At 32.1% G+C, this 19,496-nt stretch carries 21 protein-coding genes; 12 read left to right on the top strand and 9 right to left on the bottom strand.

All coding sequences use genetic code 11. The features are described 5' to 3' along the window. Positions 1-22 precede the first annotated feature (22 nt). The 8 genes from B8T70_RS01045 to B8T70_RS01010 form a co-directional block, all read right to left on the bottom strand. On the bottom strand, positions 23-511 hold the full coding sequence (locus tag B8T70_RS01045) for a hypothetical protein (RefSeq protein ID WP_086893607.1): 489 nt from the start codon (positions 509-511) through the stop codon (positions 23-25). Between the two features lie 2 nt (positions 512-513). Continuing rightward, positions 514-1,704: a hypothetical protein gene (locus B8T70_RS01040; protein WP_086893606.1), complete on the bottom strand. Its 1,191-nt coding sequence runs from the start codon at positions 1,702-1,704 to the stop codon at positions 514-516. 109 nt (positions 1,705-1,813) lie between these two features. Then, positions 1,814-3,655 (bottom strand): hypothetical protein, encoded by a 1,842-nt coding sequence (locus B8T70_RS01035; protein WP_086893605.1) that lies wholly within the window; start codon positions 3,653-3,655, stop codon positions 1,814-1,816. Between the two features lie 110 nt (positions 3,656-3,765). Next, the gene (locus B8T70_RS01030) at positions 3,766-4,029 is read right to left on the bottom strand and encodes a hypothetical protein (protein ID WP_039117322.1); all 264 of its coding nucleotides are present in this window, start codon (positions 4,027-4,029) and stop codon (positions 3,766-3,768) included. A gap of 441 nt (positions 4,030-4,470) precedes the next feature. Continuing rightward, positions 4,471-5,391: a glycosyltransferase family 2 protein gene (locus B8T70_RS01025; protein ID WP_086893604.1), complete on the bottom strand. Its 921-nt coding sequence runs from the start codon at positions 5,389-5,391 to the stop codon at positions 4,471-4,473. Positions 5,392-5,584: 193 nt separating this feature from the next. After that, positions 5,585-7,015 (bottom strand): radical SAM protein, encoded by a 1,431-nt coding sequence (locus tag B8T70_RS01020; RefSeq protein ID WP_086893603.1) that lies wholly within the window; start codon positions 7,013-7,015, stop codon positions 5,585-5,587. Positions 7,016-7,092: 77 nt separating this feature from the next. Further along, positions 7,093-7,266: a DUF1843 domain-containing protein gene (locus B8T70_RS01015; RefSeq protein WP_082001761.1), complete on the bottom strand. Its 174-nt coding sequence runs from the start codon at positions 7,264-7,266 to the stop codon at positions 7,093-7,095. Positions 7,267-7,340: 74 nt separating this feature from the next. Then, a complete protein-coding gene (locus tag B8T70_RS01010) occupies positions 7,341-7,517 on the bottom strand; it encodes a DUF1843 domain-containing protein (protein WP_081912437.1) in 177 nt (58 codons plus the stop codon). Between the two features lie 381 nt (positions 7,518-7,898). Between B8T70_RS01010 and B8T70_RS01005 the strand changes: the two genes are divergently transcribed. The 8 genes from B8T70_RS01005 to B8T70_RS00965 all read left to right on the top strand — a co-directional run bounded on the left by B8T70_RS01005 (position 7,899) and on the right by B8T70_RS00965 (position 12,722). Next, positions 7,899-8,402 carry a GbsR/MarR family transcriptional regulator gene (locus B8T70_RS01005; protein ID WP_086893602.1) on the top strand — a complete coding sequence of 168 codons (504 nt, stop codon included), beginning with the start codon at positions 7,899-7,901 and terminating at the stop codon, positions 8,400-8,402. Positions 8,403-8,805: 403 nt separating this feature from the next. After that, positions 8,806-9,519: a YqjF family protein gene (locus tag B8T70_RS00995; RefSeq protein ID WP_086893600.1), complete on the top strand. Its 714-nt coding sequence runs from the start codon at positions 8,806-8,808 to the stop codon at positions 9,517-9,519. Continuing rightward, on the top strand, positions 9,516-9,872 hold the full coding sequence (locus B8T70_RS00990) for a hypothetical protein (protein ID WP_039117328.1): 357 nt from the start codon (positions 9,516-9,518) through the stop codon (positions 9,870-9,872). The genes B8T70_RS00995 and B8T70_RS00990 overlap by 4 nt, the downstream gene beginning before the upstream one ends. A 13-nt stretch (positions 9,873-9,885) precedes the next feature. After that, positions 9,886-10,272, top strand: coding sequence for a hypothetical protein (locus B8T70_RS00985; RefSeq protein ID WP_039111779.1), 387 nt, complete (start codon positions 9,886-9,888; stop codon positions 10,270-10,272). A 72-nt stretch (positions 10,273-10,344) separates the two neighbouring features. Continuing rightward, positions 10,345-11,250 (top strand): TIGR01777 family oxidoreductase, encoded by a 906-nt coding sequence (locus tag B8T70_RS00980; RefSeq protein ID WP_086893599.1) that lies wholly within the window; start codon positions 10,345-10,347, stop codon positions 11,248-11,250. 2 nt (positions 11,251-11,252) lie between these two features. Continuing rightward, the gene (locus tag B8T70_RS00975) at positions 11,253-11,645 is read left to right on the top strand and encodes a hypothetical protein (protein WP_086893598.1); all 393 of its coding nucleotides are present in this window, start codon (positions 11,253-11,255) and stop codon (positions 11,643-11,645) included. Beyond that, positions 11,642-12,097 carry an SRPBCC family protein gene (locus B8T70_RS00970; RefSeq protein ID WP_086893597.1) on the top strand — a complete coding sequence of 152 codons (456 nt, stop codon included), beginning with the start codon at positions 11,642-11,644 and terminating at the stop codon, positions 12,095-12,097. Before B8T70_RS00975 ends, B8T70_RS00970 begins: the two co-directional genes overlap by 4 nt. Before the next feature lie 226 nt (positions 12,098-12,323). Beyond that, a complete protein-coding gene (locus tag B8T70_RS00965; RefSeq protein ID WP_123912052.1) occupies positions 12,324-12,722 on the top strand; it encodes a DUF1090 family protein in 399 nt (132 codons plus the stop codon). Positions 12,723-12,784: 62 nt separating this feature from the next. Here B8T70_RS00965 and B8T70_RS00960 read toward each other — a convergent pair whose 3' ends face one another. Continuing rightward, positions 12,785-13,600 (bottom strand): hypothetical protein, encoded by an 816-nt coding sequence (locus B8T70_RS00960; RefSeq protein WP_086893595.1) that lies wholly within the window; start codon positions 13,598-13,600, stop codon positions 12,785-12,787. Positions 13,601-13,735: 135 nt separating this feature from the next. Here B8T70_RS00960 and gcvP point away from each other — a divergent pair, with 135 nt between their 5' ends. The 4 genes from gcvP (at position 13,736) to B8T70_RS00940 (ending at position 19,466) form a co-directional block, all read left to right on the top strand. Beyond that, positions 13,736-16,585 (top strand): aminomethyl-transferring glycine dehydrogenase, encoded by a 2,850-nt coding sequence (gcvP, locus tag B8T70_RS00955; protein WP_086893594.1) that lies wholly within the window; start codon positions 13,736-13,738, stop codon positions 16,583-16,585. Positions 16,586-16,845: 260 nt separating this feature from the next. Then, positions 16,846-17,904 (top strand): 3-oxoacyl-ACP synthase III family protein, encoded by a 1,059-nt coding sequence (locus B8T70_RS00950; RefSeq protein ID WP_039111786.1) that lies wholly within the window; start codon positions 16,846-16,848, stop codon positions 17,902-17,904. A gap of 161 nt (positions 17,905-18,065) precedes the next feature. Then, entirely contained in the window at positions 18,066-18,587 is a 522-nt protein-coding gene (locus tag B8T70_RS00945; RefSeq protein ID WP_086893593.1) for a methyltransferase, read from the top strand. Positions 18,588-18,617: 30 nt separating this feature from the next. Further along, the gene (locus B8T70_RS00940; RefSeq protein WP_086893592.1) at positions 18,618-19,466 is read left to right on the top strand and encodes a glycosyltransferase family 2 protein; all 849 of its coding nucleotides are present in this window, start codon (positions 18,618-18,620) and stop codon (positions 19,464-19,466) included. Positions 19,467-19,496 lie beyond the last annotated feature (30 nt).

Genomic DNA, 19,496 nt, shown 5'->3' with positions numbered 1-19,496 from the left:
CTGTCGATTGACAGCTTTTTTTTTATTTCTTTCTAATTATAACCGAAGTAGCACTACTGTTCTTTGCAAAAAAATCTAGTTCGGGAGCCTCCAATTTAAAGTCAAAATTATACTTTCCGTCTTGAGGAATTTTAAACGATTTATTTTCTATTTCGAATTCCCAATTTTCGACATGTTCTATCGAATCTTTTTCTGTTGAAGAGGAATGAACAATTTCATCTTTTATTACTTTTGAATTTATGATATGTTTACCTTCTTCTACATAAGTACTGTCAAAATGAATAATTTTACCATTAAGGCTAATACTGTATTTTATCTTATATTTTGAAAACAACGAGTCTTTGCGTGTTGCTACTTTGGACCAAAATACAATTTCTTCTCCTTTTTTTAAATCTAAACTATCTATTGATGAAATGGCATTTTGGAACAATGGCATTTCTCCCAAATTTTCTCCAACTGGATTGCAGGAAGTCAAAGCTAAAACTAATAAACCAACGATACTTTTTTTCATAATTATTTTTTATTAGCTAAATCTAAAGTGAAGTTTTCTGAATAATAATTAAACATCTTGACGAAAAAATCAGTTGTTTTTTCATTTAAATTATTTTCGGTTTTCAGTAAAAAAGCTTTCTTGTCATAATTGATTATCGAAAAAACCATAAATTCTTTTTCATAAACCTCTCCTGCATAATTTAAGCTGGTAATCTCTACGATAGAAGAATTACCTTTTGGGATTACCTTACACTTATCATCTGTATAAAATAACTCACTAGCCCATTTTGTATCTTGAGCCCCATAGGATTGTCCAGTTTCTAGTTTATTTAAATATTCGTAAAACAAAGCATCTCCATTTGGAGCTAATCGATATAACTTAACCAATGAATGACCATCATATTCTGGACTTGAGATTTCATTAACATTCAGAAAAGCCCCCATTTCTTTTTTGAAATTCTTGAAATAGAACTTCATTAAATTTATTTCGATTTTTGGTCTGTTATCTACATAATCTTTCCATGTAAATTCTTGCTTTGTAAAATTAGTACTCAAAAGGTTCTTAGCATTCCGTAAAAAGTAAAAAGCCAAATCGAGTTTATCTTCATTAGGAAAAGCTTTGCTCCAACTAATGCTTCCTCTGTAAATCAAATAACTTTTGGTTGTTGGATCGTATTGAAAATGTACTGTTGTAAACGTTTTATCTTCGCTAAATACGATACTGTTTTCATCCTCAAAATAGATAGTTTCTATTTCATAGTCTTCTTTCAAATCATCGATTGTAAGTAAGCTTGGGTTATCATCTTTTACAATGACTACACTTTCTTCACCTACTTTACTATTAACAAACAAGGAATTTATGATTTCGACATAATCATAACTATCTTTTGTAGCCAAAGCAATTTTCCCAAATTTAGAATCCGCATCGATTTCATCCTTTTTAATAGAACTTGTTCGGAAATAATAGTTCTCTGGAATACTCAATTTCATTTCATCTGAAACTTGTGTGTTTTCTAGATTTGCTTTTGTGCTCAAAATCCTTTGTATTTCTTTGGAAGAAATTTCAAGTTTTTTTTCCACGCTTAAACTACTATCATCATTTGTCTTTTCTATACGTTTACAACCTACTAGAATTGTAACAAAAGCAAAAAGGATTAAGCTGTTTTTTCCTAATTTTAATCTGAAATTATTTCCCATACGTATTTTATTCATTCACAAATATAGAAATTTAGAAATTTTAACAAACCCTTTATTATAAAATATATAAAAGCAAAAAGCCAGTAACTAAATTTAGTACTGGCTTTTTACTTGAATTAGTAACTTATTTTAATTTCGGTAAATTCTTCATATTTGTAGGCAATGCACGAATATCACTAAATATATGACTTATCCCATTCTTAGTTCTTGGATCTAGTGAATAACCATGACAATATAAACAAGAAGTAACTGCGTTAGTACCACTGCTCGCAACTGCATTCGAGCTCGGTGCCTGAAAAAAGGTTTCCATTGTAGTGTTTGCTAATCGTCCGGTACCAATCGCATTTCCTGGAGTTGGTGGAGTCCCATTATAAGGATATGAATAACCATTTGGTACAACACCTCCAGAAGTCCAGGTTGCCCCTATTAGTAAATAATTTTTCCTGATATCGTTACCAACCAACATTTTGCGTACCGCATTATTAATAGAGATGATTTCACTATTAGAATTTGCAGGCGTTTTATCTTCAGCATTTGGAATAGTATCTGAAGCAACACCCCAAGCCATAATTCTTCTGACTTTAGAACTATTAAGCGCAGGATTTACAATTTTAATTACATCCGTATTAAGTGTATCATTAACTACTGTCATATTCTGGATATTTTGTCCTCCTACAGTATCATTTGCATTATCATTAAAAAGCCATCCTTTACCAGTATCTCCTTTTACTTGCTTTACTTTACCATTAACATCTGTGTATGAATATGCTGTATTAGGTGCATTTTTTAGATGTTCGAAAGTTGCCCAAATCATTTCAGGATGTCCTGCAACACTTCCTACCACATGCATTCCAACTAATGCCAATGTTGTTACTGTTGTTTTATCTGTTAATTTCCAAAGTTTAGGATCTGTCTTGTCATATACTGGAATTTTAGCTTTAATTGTGATATAAGTCTCTGCATTTGGTAAATCCTTAGCTTCAACCCAAGATGTTTTTAATTCCATTGCCAAAGCATCTGGATCTGGTGGTGGTGCAAAACCTTTCAATTTTGCATAAGCAAGAATACTGTCACGTGCAGCCGCAGTCGTTGGAAATTCTTTTGCTTTTAATGTCTTATCTTTTATACCAGTCAAAAAGTAAGCATAAACATCATTTACCATTGTTATATAATAAACTAATGAATTATTACTCGCAACTAATGCTCCGCTAGAACCTGCCTGTCCTTGCTCAGTATCAATTATATTTCCTTTTGAATCAAGAAGAATCGTTTTATTTCCCTGTTTAAATTCTTGCACAATATTTTCAGGATGAACTTTACCAGCTATTATTGCTTTAGGGCCTGAAATAGCTTTACCCTTTGTATCTACAAAAGAATGCAATCCATTGGCATTGGCAATTATTTTACCTACAACAACAGATTTATTTGCAGCATCTTTAACGGCTTCATTTTTCTCTTGAGGTTCTACCTCAAACATTTTCCCGCTTTTATCAAACACAATCGGTAATCTATTTGGTCCTGTTTGCTCAATATTACCTACTGCACTCATTATAGTATTTGGAGCATGAGGAGTCAATACTCGGTTTCCGTTTTTATCTGCCGCCGAAACATTATAAAACACAGGAGATTCCATTACTGTTCCTCCACTTTTATATGAACCGCTAGAAGTTGGTGAGGTAATCCATAAAAACATTTGCTCCGACCATTTATAGAAATCACAGTTGTTATTATGAGGGAATGTTACACTATTTGCAGGCTCAACTAATCCGTTTTCAGTAACTGTTCCTCCCTTAAACCAAGTTTTAAATTCGGCATCTGTAACAACACAAGACTGTTCTACATCTTGGGGTAAATATTCATAATCTTTATCTGTATTAGATAGCAAATCTGTTTTCTTGCATCCTAAAAAAAGGAGCATCCCAATTGCAATAAATACAATGCTGGTTTTTATATTCAATTTTCTCATGATTTCTTGGTTTTAAACAACACTTATTTATCAAGATAAATTGGTGCTATTATTGGTTTTATTTTTTTTTGAATTTTTAGTAGAAGTATCACACTACTTCCATTCGAAAATTACTGATGGTTTTCTTGTAGATTTAAACATAGTGTTTCCATTATACTACTCTCGTTACGTAAACTGTCTCTACCTACAATTGTTGCAAAGGCCGAAATCGAGAAAGAACCTCTTATTGGGACTTGATTAATTCTTGGCACTTTAATAACCTCAGCAACCTTTTTCTCTTTTAAAAATTTTTCGCCAAGAGATTGGTCTGAATGATAATACAGGTTTCGATAAATCCATGTATCAGAATCTAAATTTGGGGGATCGTGTGACATATTTATTTTTTTATAGGTTAAGGATTAAAAATCATTGGGGCTGATTTTTATTTTATTAAAACCATTTGATTATTCAAGAATAAAGAAACAATAATCCCATAAACTCGAATAACGTATAAATACCTGATTTTCAATTGAAATAAATATATTTTAAATAAAATCATGCCCTTGTACCTATACCGAAAAACAGTAAGCAAAAAAGACTGTCTGAATTGACAATCTTTTTCTATTTTCATCATTAAAATTACAATGCACATAAAGTCATGAATAAAAAAATGTCATAAAACAGGTTTTTTTATCCATGAAGTAAATAATAATCGGAATGAAACTTTTTTGGGTATCTAATTAAAGACAATTACTTTATAAAAAACCGTTATCTCTGATTGAGCAACATCTTTAAAAAGAACTCATCGGTAGATAATTGAATCTGAATACATAGTTCTATTTTTGTTTACTTCTTTTTTTTAAATAATAGCCGTTTTTAATTAAGATCTCTAAATGATTTAAAATAAATAACGCTTTTTGTTGCCAGGACGGCAATCGCTCCATTGCATGTTTTAGCCATCGCTGTGATAACATTCCCATTAACTGTTGATCGTATCGATTAGAGCTCCCCATATATCGTTTTATTGAGATAGGAATTTCTAATGCTGCCCAATTAGCATAACTGCTTCGAGATAAACTTCCTTCTATCTCTCTTACTTCAATACAAGCTTTATTGAGTAATCCAACCCGAGCAGATTGAGGCAGGTTTTTTAAAACATGATACCAAAAATCAATTCCTTCGTTTAAGAAATCATTAATCTCATAACAAATCTCTTTCAAATATTGTTTTCGGATAACAACATTACTGCCAACTCCCATAATAAAATCTGGCGAACTAATAGTGTGCAATGCATTTGGTACTAAAAACAATTCATCGGAAAGGGGAACTAATTCTCTTTCGAATGATTTAATGTTTGGCAAATAATCATCGGATGGAACCAATACAATCCCAAGTATCAAAACATCTATATTTTCTTGTTCTATAATCAAATTGACATCGCTTAAACAAGAAGAGGTATAACAATCTTCTGCATCCAAAAAACTTACAAAATCTCCTGTTGCAAGTTCTATCCCAATATTTCTTGCATTACCAGACCCTTTATTTTCCTCTAATTCGATAATTTTAATATCGGTTTGCAAAAATTGTGGTGCAAAAAACGATAATGAATCTTTTAAATAAATTAAGCTTCTATCTGTGCTAAAATCATCTATAACAATAATTTGCGATGCCTTTTTATCCTGAAAAGCCAAGGAACGAATCGTATCATATATGTAAGCTTCCTTATTATAAAGAGGTATAATAACTGTATGTTCCATGATCTTTCATGATTTTCATTACTCTAATCTCGAATAAATCAAGGCTCTGACTTGATTTACATTTACAACCAATTCATCTTAACCTCAAAATAAACCAGGTAGATGCAAGATGTCACAAACTCATTAGTATTAGATAGAAAAGATTAAAGCTTGATTATTAAAAAACAACCCGTCTTTCTTAAACAGTTCTGCATTATTTCATCATTAATAATTCTAATTTTTCTAGTGTCTGTTTTGCTCTTTCCATTTTAAGTGCATATTCATCATTTACTTTTTGAACGTCGGCATTACAAAAGCTGCAAATTGTTTCTTCTTCATAAACATAATTATCACATCCGTTGCATAACTTAAGTGCTTTGGGAATTCTGGGAACCCTGTCTGCAATCTCTGTAGCTGGAACCGAAATAGGAGTTTCACTATTTGGCGATTGTATTTCTACTATTACTCCATTTTCATCTTCAACTATAATTTCAAAAAGTCCCATATCAAAAGAATCACCCGGTGCTTCTTGTATTTTTCTTATTCGTTCCTTAAGTCCTTTCTTTTTTAATTCTAAAGCACGATGATGACAAAAAGGATTATTACCTCTCTTACCAAACAACACATGGCTTGTCCATGTACAGCCAGCCAAGCAAGAAGATTCGTAGTAGCAGCCTTTGCAACCTCCCCATAATTCTTCTTTATTTCTATATCTGGAAAAAACCATTTCTTCGCTATATTTCCAAATGTCCTCCAGATCCATATCTTTTACATTACCTCCTGTATAAGCACTTGTGGGTAATGACGGACAACCTTTAATTTTACCATCTGCCTCAATCCCTATTCCTGTATGTCCTGCTGAACATCCTGTATAATATTTTTCATTTCCCTGTCTCCAAATATGCTCATATGGTCCAAAATAACCAATGTTATTACCTGCCTGAATTAAGATATTATGCGCTAAGGCTTTTCTGTATATTACGATAAGATCGTCGTAAAAATCTATTAATTCATAAGGCTGAACTATTAATTCTTCTGAGTTATCTACGGCATTTCCCATAGCAACAGCAAGTTGTATTTGCCAGTTCTTTACATCATTTTCTATTAGAACATCCAAAAGTTCATTCAATTCATTTTTGCTTCTTTTTGTAATTACTGTGTTTACGCTAGAAGTTATATTGTGTTTTTTAAGTAGTTGCAAGCAATTAACTGCATGCTCAAAAGAATCTCTTCTTCCTCTTATTTTATTATGTGTATCAGGCATTCCATCGATGGAAACTCCAATATTATTTATTCCTGCTTTTTTTGCATCAATGATTCGCTCTTCATTTAAGTTATATGCGCCAGACTGCATAGAACATTCAATTCCACTTTGATGAATTCTTTCGATAATTTCAAGCCAGTCTTTTCTTAAAAAAGCTTCTCCACCAATAATGGAAATTTCTCTTGTACCAAGACGTTTAAGACTATCAATAACACCAAAACATTGTTCAGTAGTTAATTCTCCAGGTCTTACTTTTCCAGCTCTGGATCCGCAATGTGAACATTTTAAATTACAAGCTAAAGTAATTTCCCACACTACATGAACCGGGGTAGCTGTTTCATAATCATCTCTTACTCTGTATCGTGTCGAAGTCTTATCCATCTTAATTCTATTTATGGTTTGATAATTAGTTAAAAAACGGTTTAAAAAGTAAAACTTAATAAACCGTCTTTTTTAGATTACTTTTTCTTTTTCAAAGCATCAATTGCATCAAGCAATTCTACCAATGCTACATGCAAATCTTTTTGATCTCTTATAGTTTTCTTAGCTTGTTCAGCTACTGCAACCATTTTTTCTAAATCATTTGAAGCAATCGCTTCTCTGATTCCTACTCCGTAAAGCACTGTTGCCATAATGTCTTGTATTTATAGTTATTCCTACTCTTTAGGTTTTTCAGATCCACCCTTGTTTTTCTGTACAAGTCAGTTTATTTTTTCTTCTTTAAAGAATCTATTGCGTCTAGCAAGTCTAGTAAAGCTACAGTTAGATCTCCTTGGTCTTTTATGGTTTGCTTCGCTTGTTTAGCGACAGCTTCCATCTTAGCCAAATCATTTGAGACTAAAGCTTCTCTAATAGCAACACCGTATGGCATAATTATTCCCATTGTTATAGTTTTTATTCCTACTCATATGGCTTTTCAGATCCGCCTTCGCTTTTTACTGTGCGAAACAGTTCGTTTTTTTTTAAGTGGGTTCTGCTCCACTTATTTGACATGTTATAAAGCATTTTAGAATATTCAAAAACATCTTAATAATACGTTTTTGAGGCTATTCCTATTTCAAAGCTAGAACAAACAAATACCCCTTTTTGACAAATTGTTATCAAACAGATTTTTTTTGCTATGGATTAAACAAAAAAATGACACAGGACAGCAAACCGATTATAAACACTTGACTTTAACTATATTGAATAAATAATTGCAATTTTACACAATAAACTTTCATTTATTTTTGAAAGTTTAAAAACTTTTACTTACTTTTGATCTATGGAATTCAAAGAAGCAAAAAATAAATTCGTTCAAACATGGGGAGCATTAGGTTCTCAATGGGGTATTAATAAAACCATGGCACAAATCCATGCTTTATTAATGGTTTCTAACGAACCTGTTTCTATGGAAGATATTATGGAAGAATTGCAAATTTCGCGTGGTAATACCAGCATGAACCTAAAAGCTTTGATGGATTGGGGAATTGTCTATAAAGAATACAAAACCGGAGAAAGAAGAGAATTCTTTACTGCCGAAAAAGATTTAGATGAACTTGCTGTGAAAATTGCAAGAGAAAGAAGTAAACGTGAAATTAAACCTGCTCTTAAAATTTTAAAAGAAGTTTCCTCGATTGACTCGAAGAATTCTGCAGAAGAAAAACACTTTGTTGAGCAAACCACCAAGTTGTATGATTTTGTTTTAAAAGCAGATAATATGTTGGATAAAATGACCGAATTCAATGAAAACTGGTTGGGACGTTTGGTCCTGAAAATTATGAAGTAAAACATCAAACTAAAAAAATTTAATTAAAACTTTCATTTTTTTCTGAAAGTTTAAAACAATCAATAACCATGAAAACTATAAAAAATATTAACACATTTGCTATTTGCCTTCCCTTTGTCCTTCTACTTACCTACCCCATATTTAAAGAAGTGGCATTTATACTAGCCTTATACTCAACTATGCTAACCGGGTTCCTACAATTTTCAATTGGTGTAAAAATGTTAATCGATAATCCGCATGATAGAGCTCTCCAAACTTATATGGCAGTAGTAGCTTCATTCTTTATTCTTTGGTTAATTAATCACCGTCTAAATTATAATCACTTTTTAACCTATATATTATTTCCAACTCCTCTACTATTAGCAATTTATCTTTCAAGTATAATCTATAAAAAACCAAACCAATGAGTTTCTTAACCGCCGAATGGAAAAATTTAGCATTATTAAATTACGAAGTTGATGCTAAAACATTAGAGAAATATGTACCGGTAGGAACCGAAATAGATGTATGGAACAACAAATGTTATGTGAGTTTAGTTGGTTTTATGTTTGAGAATACAAAAGTATTAGGTGTAAAAGTTCCTTTTCATATCGATTTTGAAGAAGTAAACCTTCGATTTTATGTAAAACGATTTGAAAATGGAGAATGGAAACGTGGTGTTGTATTTATAAAAGAGATAGTCCCGAAAACTGCCATTACTTTTATTGCAAACACATTATACAATGAACATTACCAAACTAATAAAATGAAGCATTCTGTTACCGATAATGAAGAATCAAAAACATTTGTTTACCAATGGAAAAATCATAACAAGTGGAATTCAATTGAAATTGAAACAGGAAAAAAGGAATTAGAAATAGAATTAAACTCCGAAGCCGAATTTATTACTGAGCATTATTTTGGATATACTAAATATGATAATAATACCACTTTCGAATATGAAGTAACACACCCAAGATGGCAACAACTACCAATAATCGATTATAAAATAGATGTCGATTTTGAAGATAACTACGGGAAAGATTTTGCTTTCCTGAATAAATCAAAACCAGTTTCAGCTTTTCTAGCAATTGGCTCTAAGATTACTGTCGAGAACAAGAAAAAAATAAGGTCATGAATGCAAATCTTAATATTATTGGGTATTTCATTTACTTAATGATTACCATCTTCATAATTGTACGGGTTGGAAAAACTTGTTATAAAAATGGCAATGTATTCGTTTCTGAACTTATTCCCAATCACGAAGATTTATGCCAACGAATAAATCAAATGCTACTTCTAGGCTATTATCTATTAAATATTGGCTATTGTGCAATGACTTTAATTTCGTGGGAAACAATAATAACTACCAATCAACTCATAGAAGTAATAGCAACCAAAACAGCAATTATCATATTTATAATCTCAGGATTACATTACATAAACATCATTATAATAACTAAATACATTCAAAAATTAATTAATAACTAGTAAATTAAACATCATGGAAACTACAAAAATTTTAGTCGGTTATGCAATCTATTTACCAATAGCACTTTTTCTAACATACTATGTTTCTAAAACTTTATTCGCAAACGGAAAAATATATATGCTAGACATATTTAGAGGAAGAGAAGAAATTGCGGATGCAACCAACAAACTTTTCGAAACAGGTTTTTACCTTCTTAATCTTGGCTTTGCATTAATGATATTAAGAATAAGCGAAGACATTAATAATTATCAAATCTTAATTGAGGCTTTAAGTTATAAAATAGGAAGTTTTTCTATTTACCTTGGATTAATGTTATTCCTTAATTTATATTTCTTCTTTAGAGGAAAAAGAAAAGCTAGAGAAGCACAACAAGAAGATAGATTAGTTTTAAAAATTTAATTAATAACCCAACCCTAACAATCCTGATCCCGAAACGTCAGGACGGGATTGTTAGGGTTAATACTTTACAAAATGAGTAAGCTTATTATCGCAGCTGGAACAGGTTTTTTAGGACAGGTCTTAGTCAACCATTTTAAAAATAAATTTGAAGAAATTATAATTCTGACTCGAGGAAAATCAAAAACTATTGACGGAATTAAATATATAAACTGGGATGCAAAAACTTTTTCTGGTTGGGAAAACGAACTTGAAGAGGCTACTGTTTTAATAAATCTGGCAGGAAAGTCTGTAGATTGTCGTTATACAAAAGAAAACAAAAGAGAAATTTTATTATCTCGAATCGAGAGTACCAAGGTTTTAAACAAAGCCGTTTTAAATTGTGTAAATCCGCCTAGACATTGGCTAAATTCATCTACAGCTACAATTTATCGATTTTCATTAGATAAAGAAATGGATGAAGCTACTGGCGAAATTGGAAATGACTTTTCAATAAACGTGGCTTTATCTTGGGAAAAAGCTTTTTTTAATACTGAAACTCCAAATACCTTAAAAACCGCTTTAAGAACCTCAATAGTTTTAGGGAAGAAAGGCGGCGCTTTAATTCCGCTTAAAACCTTAGCCAAAATTGGATTCGGAGGAAAACAAGGAAAAGGAAATCAATTTATTAGTTGGATTCACGAAGACGATTTTGCAAATGCAATAAATTTTATACTCCAAAAAGAAATGATTGGGATTGTTAATGTTGTTTCCCCTAAACCGATTCGCAATACAGACTTTATGAAGAAACTTCAAAGAAGTGTTGGTTTTCCTTTCGGAATCCCACTCAATACATTTTTGCTTAAAATAGGAGCTTTCTTTATTCGAACACAACCCGAATTAGTTTTAAAAAGCAGAAACGTGATTCCGAAAAAACTTTTAGAGAATGGATTTGAATTTAAGTTCGATAATGTAGAGGATGCTTTTAAAGATTTATTATAAAGATGAAATGGGAATTTGTAATATGTCATTGGGTTTTAACTTTGTTATGCGGACCAATATTTTTTTCAATTATTAAGTCTTTAAATGGCTCAAATGGAGGTAGTTTTTTTAGTCTTTTGGAAATATATCCAATAATGTTGTTTATGGGATTAGCATTCTCATTACCAACTTACATTTTTTACTCTTTTGTCTTTAATGCTACAAAAAACAAAAGTATAAAAATGATTTACAGAAAAATGATTTTAATGATAATAGTAGTGACTGGAATTTTCATAACTACGGCACTCATAAATGGAACTTGGTGGTTTGATATTGCTATATCTTATTCCATAGCATCCATTATTACTGGGTTATTTTTTAATATGAAATTTGAAGATAATGCCGACTTATTATGACAACGATTCATCTTACAACAAAAATAAAAGCACCAAAACAAATCGTCTTTGATAATTCTAGAGATATTGATGTTCACCTACAATCTGCAAGTAAATCAAACGAAAAAGCAATTACAGGCATAACAACTGGATTAATAAATTATAACGAAACTGTAACGTGGCGAGGCAAACACTTCGGATTGTACTTAACACATAAAAGCCGAATTACTGCAATGAATTTTTACGACTACTTTGTAGATGAAATGGAAAGTGGTAAATTTAAATCATTTAAACACGAGCATTTTTTTGAAGAGGAAAATGAGCAAACAATCATGACTGATAAATTACAATATGAAACTCCTTTTGGCATCTTAGGAAAATTATTTGATGTTTTATTTTTAAAGAAACATTTATTTCAATTCCTTTTAGAGAGAAACAAAATCCTAAAAGAAGTATCCGAAAAAGACAATTAAAACAAATTCCTTACTTTCACTTTTACAACATATAAAACTTTAAAAATCAAATACATTAGCAACGATTATCAAAGTTTCAACCTAAAAAAAGGAGAGAATGGCACACTTTATGATAAACAACTTGAAAGATAATCCTTTCAAATCTGATGGGTTTATCTCTAAAAACAATCTGATTTTATAGTAACAATTGAAAAAACTAGAAAACATTAATTTTAAAAAAAATAATATGTCAGTAAAAACAAAAATTCTATCTGTAGCATTTTTTGCAATTTCTTTTATCGGATTTGCGCAAAGTAATTGTAAAGATTTAAAAGGATGTGAAAGAAAATTATGTGAATTGAACACAAAATTAGAATACGCTAAAAAAGCTGGAAATCAAAACCAAATTAAGGGAGTTGAAGAAGCTATATCTCAAACCAAAAAGAACTGTACTACAAAGACAGTAAATAACGACCTTGACAAAAAAGTAAAAGATAAAGAACAAAAAGTTAAGGAAAGAACTGATGATCTAAATAAAGCAATTAAAAATCAGGAAGGAAAAGAAAAAATCGATAAGAAAAAGAAGAAATTGGATGAAGCCAAAGCAGAATTAAATAAAGCTGTTACGGCTCAAAAAACGAAATAAAGCTTTACTTACACTTATACAAAACCGATGTTGATACATCGGTTTTTTTGTTTCTATATCTTTTATCCATAAAATACAACCATCAACCACCAAAAAATCGGAATACTTTCGACCCAGAAAGAAGTATAATATTTAGATCTTTTTTCATTTGCAAAAACAATAAAAAGCGACAACACAAGAACCATAATTAAATTTATCGCCAATTGATTTTTATCAAGAGTAGATTTAAAAAACTCAAGAAAATAAAACGGAATTAGAAGTAATAATCCTAAAATTTTGGTACGCTTTACTCCTATTTGCTGCGGAACAGTTTGCAAATGTGGATCATCATTGGCAAGATCGATAATTTCGAAAATTAATATTAGTACGAAAACCAAAATAAAACGCTGTACACATTTTAAATAAAAATCGGAAGTAAACGCAATTTCAGCATTTATTAATGGTAAAACCAAAGTAGCTCCAACCCAACAAAGTGCTACAATATATATTTTGACCCCAACCCAGTTTCGGGCATTTTTTCTATTCGGGAAGAATGGAAGTGTATAAAGTGCCGTAATTGCAAATATTCCTACCGAGACAATTTGAGTGATTCGCTTTAATTGAAAAAAATAATACCCTACTAATAAAAGAGAACAAAAACTAAAAACTGCAATAATTTTTAATTGATTCCCTATTGGTACTCTATTAACCCGAACCAAAGCATCGTATTTCACAAAATTATATCCTACAATAGTTCCGAAAAACACAAACAAAGCCATCGATTCATCATACTCAATACCAAACATATGGAACGTTAATCGTACCAATGCATAACACGATAAAGCAACGTGAATGCTACTAATAATATAAAAATTAAATAACTGCGTAACTACCTTCATATAACAAAACTAATCAATTAATAAGAAATCAACCCTTTAGTTGTAAATTTGACAAAAAATGCGATTAAAAATAGCAATTAGATTATTATTAATACTTAATTTTGCACCACTAAAAAACAACACTTTTACTACTATATGAAAACAGATGCTTTTGCTTTAAGACACATTGGCCCGAGAGAAACCGACCATCAACAAATGTTGAAAACAATTGGAGTTGAATCTATTGAACAACTCGTTTATGAAACGCTTCCAGATGACATTCGTTTAAAAGCACCGTTAAACTTAGATCCTGCAATGACAGAATATGAGTTTTCAAATCACATACACCAACTAGGAAATAAAAATAAGGTTTTTAAATCATATATTGGTTTAGGATACAACCAAGCTATTGTTCCAGCTGTAATTCAAAGAAATGTTTTTGAAAACCCAGGATGGTACACAGCGTATACACCTTACCAAGCTGAAATAGCTCAAGGTCGTTTAGAGGCAATTCTTAATTTCCAAACTACAGTTATTGAATTAACTGGAATGGAAATTGCCAATGCATCATTATTAGATGAGGCAACTGCTGCTGCTGAGGCAATGGCACTTTTATTTGATGTAAGATCAAGAGATCAAAAGAAAAACGAAATCAATAAGTTTTTCGTTTCCGAAGAAATTTTACCACAAACATTATCGGTTTTACAAACTCGTGCAACACCTATCGGGGTTGAACTAGTTATAGGAAATCACGAAACATTCGATTTTTCAACAGCATATTTTGGAGCAATTCTTCAATATCCTGGAAAATACGGACAAGTTCATGATTATGCTGCCTTTATCGCTAAAGCAAAAGAAAACGAAATTAAAGTTGCTGTTGCTGCCGATATTTTAAGCTTAGCAAAATTAACTCCTCCGGGAGAAATGGGAGCTGCAGTTGTTGTAGGAACTACACAACGTTTTGGTATTCCGTTAGGATATGGTGGACCACACGCTGCTTATTTTGCAACAAAAGACGAATACAAACGAAGCATGCCAGGACGTATCATTGGAGTTACAATCGATACTAATGGAAACCGTGCTTTACGTATGGCATTACAAACACGTGAGCAACACATAAAACGTGATAAAGCAACTTCAAACATTTGTACTGCACAGGTTTTATTATCTGTAATGGCGGGAATGTATGCAGTATATCACGGACCAAGAGGATTGCAATACATCGCAGACAAAGTTCACGCTGCATCTGCAACACTTGCAAATGAGTTGAAAAAATTAGGCGTAGACCAAACTAATACTGCATTCTTTGATACTATCGTTGTAAAAGCCGATGCTAAAAAAGTACGTACAATTGCAGAACAAAACGAAATTAACTTTTACTACATCGACGATAACACAATTTCTATTTCATTAAACGAAACAGTAAGTGTTGCCGAAGTAAACGAAATCATTTCAGTTTTTGCTACAGCTACAAATAAACAAGCTGCAACAATAGATAGCTTAACAAATACAAATCATTTCCCAGAGCATTTAAAAAGAACATCATCATTTTTAGAGCATGATGTTTTCAATAAATACCATTCAGAAACAGCTTTGATGCGTTACATCAAAATGTTAGAACGTAAAGATTTAGCTTTAAATCACTCGATGATTTCTCTAGGTTCTTGTACAATGAAACTGAATGCAGCTTCTGAAATGTTGCCATTAAGCAGCCCGCAATGGAACAACATTCACCCTTTTGCTCCGCTAGATCAAGCACAAGGATATCAGGAAATGTTGAAAAAACTTGAAGAACAATTAAATGTTATCACAGGATTTGCAGGAACAACTTTGCAACCAAACTCTGGTGCACAAGGAGAGTACGCAGGACTTATGGTTATTCGTGCATATCACCAATCAAAAGGAGATCACCACAGAAACATTGCTTTAATTCCATCATCGGCACACGGAACAAATCCTGCTTCGGCTGCAATGGCTGGAATGAAAGTTATCGTTACAAAAACATTAGAAAACGGAAACATCGACGTAGAAGATTTACGTGAAAAAGCAATTCTACATAAAGACAACCTTTCTTGTTTAATGGTAACTTACCCATCTACTCATGGAGTTTATGAAAGTGCTATTAAAGAAATCACACAATTAATCCACGACAACGGAGGTCAGGTTTATATGGATGGTGCAAACATGAACGCTCAGGTTGGATTAACAAATCCTGCTACAATTGGAGCCGACGTTTGTCACTTAAACTTACACAAAACATTTGCAATCCCTCACGGTGGTGGTGGACCAGGAGTTGGACCAATTTGCGTTGCTCCACAATTAGTTCCATTTTTACCAGGAAACCCAGTTATTGCAACTGGAGGAGATCATGCTATTACTGCTATTTCTGCAGCTCCTTGGGGTTCAGCATTAGTTTGTTTAATCTCTTACGGATACATCTCGATGTTAGGAGCTGAAGGTTTAAAGAGCGCTACACAACATGCAATTTTAAATGCTAACTACATCAAAGAAAAATTAAGTGGTCATTACGACACTTTATATTCTGGAGAAATGGGTCGTGCAGCTCATGAGATGATCTTAGAATGTCGTCCTTTTAAACAAAAAGGAATTGAAGTAACTGATATCGCAAAACGTTTAATGGATTATGGTTTCCACGCACCAACAGTTTCTTTCCCAGTTGCAGGAACTTTAATGATTGAACCTACAGAAAGTGAAAACTTAGAAGAATTAGACCGTTTTTGTGAAGCTATGATCTCTATTCGTAAAGAAATCGAAGCTTCGACTATCGAAGATAAAAACAATGTCTTAAAAAATTCTCCACATACATTAGCAATGCTTACTACCGATGTTTGGGATTTCCCATACACAAGAGAGCAAGCAGCTTTCCCATTAGATTATATAGCCGAAAACAAATTCTGGCCAACTGTACGCAGAGCCGATGATGCTTTTGGAGATAGAAATCTAGTTTGTAGTTGTGCTCCTATTGAGGCCTACATGGAAGAGTAAAAACAAAATATATTCCTACAAATGCCTCGATTAATCGGGGCATTTTTTTTGAAGTAATAAAATATTTTTAAAATAAATTTTCAAATAGTCCCAATTTACTCAATAAAAAATTCAAAAATCCACAGCAATAATTAACAAATAACCAATTATTCCCATAAAATAGAAATTATTCTATAATTATATGCATGCATAGTAAATATTATAGTTGTAATTATTATTTTATTTCTAAATTAGCCTAAATTATTTTGGAAAACTGTATAATGAAAATAAAAATAACAGGAATAGGTAGCTATATTCCGCAGAAAGAAATAAAGAATACGGATTTTGATAAACATGTATTTTTAAACGAAGACGGAACTCCTTTTGGCTACCCAAACGAGGTTGTCATTAATAAATTCAAAGGTATAACAGGAATTGAGAACAGACGTTATGCCGAAGATCAATATACTTCATCTGATTTAGCATTCTTCGCTTCTCAAAAAGCAATCGAAAATGCCAAAATCGACCCAGAAACTCTTGATTATATTATTTTTGCACACAATTTTGGTGATGTAAAATACGGGACAACCCAATCTGATATTTTACCGAGTTTAGCAACGCGTGTAAAAAACAAACTAGGTATAAAAAACCCAAAATGTGTTGCTTACGATATCTTATTTGGATGTCCAGGATGGATAGAAGGCGTGCTACAAGCAAATGCTTTTATCAAATCTGGCATGGCAAAACGTTGTTTAGTTATTGGAGCTGAAACTCTTTCCAGAGTTGTAGATGATCACGATAGAGATTCTATGATTTATTCAGATGGAGCTGGAGCATCAGTAATAGAAGCTTCAGATGATGAAACTGGATTATTATCATACGAAAGTGCTACTTATGCAAATGAAGAAGCTGGATATTTATACTTCGGAAAATCATACAATCCCGATTTAGATCCTGACACGAAATACATTAAAATGTATGGTCGTAAAATATATGAATTTGCATTAAGCCAAGTTCCTGCAGCTATGAAAAGTTGTTTAGACAAAAGCGGAATTGCTATCGATGATGTGAAGAAAATCCTAATTCATCAGGCAAACGAAAAAATGGACGAAGCAATTATCAATCGTTTTTACAAATTACACGGCAAAACTCCACCAGAAAATATCATGCCTATGTGCATTCATGATTTAGGAAATAGCAGTGTAGCAACCGTTCCAACGCTTTATGACCTTTTAATACAAGGGAAATTAGAAAATCATGAAATCAACAAAGGCGACGTTGTAATTTTTGCTTCAGTTGGAGCTGGAATGAACGTAAATGCATTTGTATACAGATATTAGTTAATTTTCAGTTACAATATTTAGTCGCAGTTTACAGTGTGTTAAACTGATCACTGCGACTGAAAACTAAAAAGTCCGCATTTTAAAATGCGGACTTTTTAGTATATTTGCACCCTAATTAAAACTAAGAACGACAGATTGCTTCGTTCCTCGCAATAACTATGTACGAAAAAACATTTCCGAATAAAAGATTCAAACATACTTTAGAATTTTTAAAAAAGCACATCACAACATCCGAAACCGTTTTGGATTTAGGAGTTGAAAATCCGTTTTCAAAGATCATGAAAGCTGAAGGTTTTAAAGTAAAAAATACTACAGGAGAAGATTTAGATATCGACCAAACCGTATTTGCTACCGAAAAACAAGATGTGGTTACTGCTTTCGAAATCTTCGAACATTTGCTAAACCCATTCACCATCTTAAACGAAATAAAATCAGATAAGCTATTCATCTCGATTCCTATGCGTTTATGGTTCTCACCAGCATATCGTAGTAAAACAGATATGTGGGACAGACACTATCATGAATTTGAAGATTGGCAATTAGACTGGCTTCTTGAAAAAACAGGTTGGAAAATCATCGATAGACAAAAATGGACTAATCCGGTAAAAAAATTCGGAATACGTCCTTTGTTACGAAGCTTTACCAATAGATATTATATTGTTTACGCAGAAAGAAAATAGTTTTCAGTATCAGTTTCCAGTTTATTAAATATGAAATATTACATTGTCATACCGGCACATAACGAGCAAGAATTAATTGGCTTAACGTTGCAATCTTTGATATCGCAAACTGTTTTGCCTAAAAAAATTGTTGTAGTCAATGATAATTCGACCGATAAAACGGAAGAAATTGTACTGGATTATGCCAAAGAAAACCCATATATCTCATTGGTAAACAAAACCTCGAGTGCTATACATTTGCCAGGAAGCAAAGTAATCCAAGCATTTCATAAAGGATTTGAAACTCTCGATGATGATTATGATATCATTGTAAAAATAGATGGAGATTTAATTTTTCCTCCCAACTATTTCGAAACCATTATTTCTCACTTTCAATCCGACCCAAAAATTGGAATGGCAGGAGGATTTTGCTACATAGAAAAAAATGGAGATTGGATATTAGAAAATCTAACAGATAAAGATCATATTCGTGGTGCGCTAAAAGCCTACCGAAAAGAAACTTTTCAGCAAATTGGAGGTTTAAGAGCGGCAATGGGTTGGGACACGGTAGACGAATTACTTTGTAAATATTATGATTGGAAAATAGTTACCGATTCTTCTCTACACGTAAAACACCTTAAACCAACAGGTGCAAACTACAACAAAACTGCCCGTTATAAACAAGGCGAAGCTTTTTACACTTTAGGATATGGTTTTTGGATCACAGCAATTGCTTCTGCAAAGTTGGCAATGATGAAGAAAAAACCACTACTATTCTTTGATTACATTAAAGGATTCCTAAAAGCAAAAAAAGCAAAAACACCATTATTGGTAACCGATGCACAAGCAAAATTCATTCGAAATTATCGTTTGAAAAAAATGAAAGAAAAGCTTTTTTAGTTCAAGCAATCAAAAAAACTATAAAATCTA

It is taken from the genome of Flavobacterium sp. AJR (assembly GCF_002156885.1).
Taxonomy (GTDB): Bacteria; Bacteroidota; Bacteroidia; order Flavobacteriales; family Flavobacteriaceae; genus Flavobacterium.
Note: the sequence above shows the minus strand (reverse complement) of the source record. Positions and strands in the feature narration are given on the sequence as shown.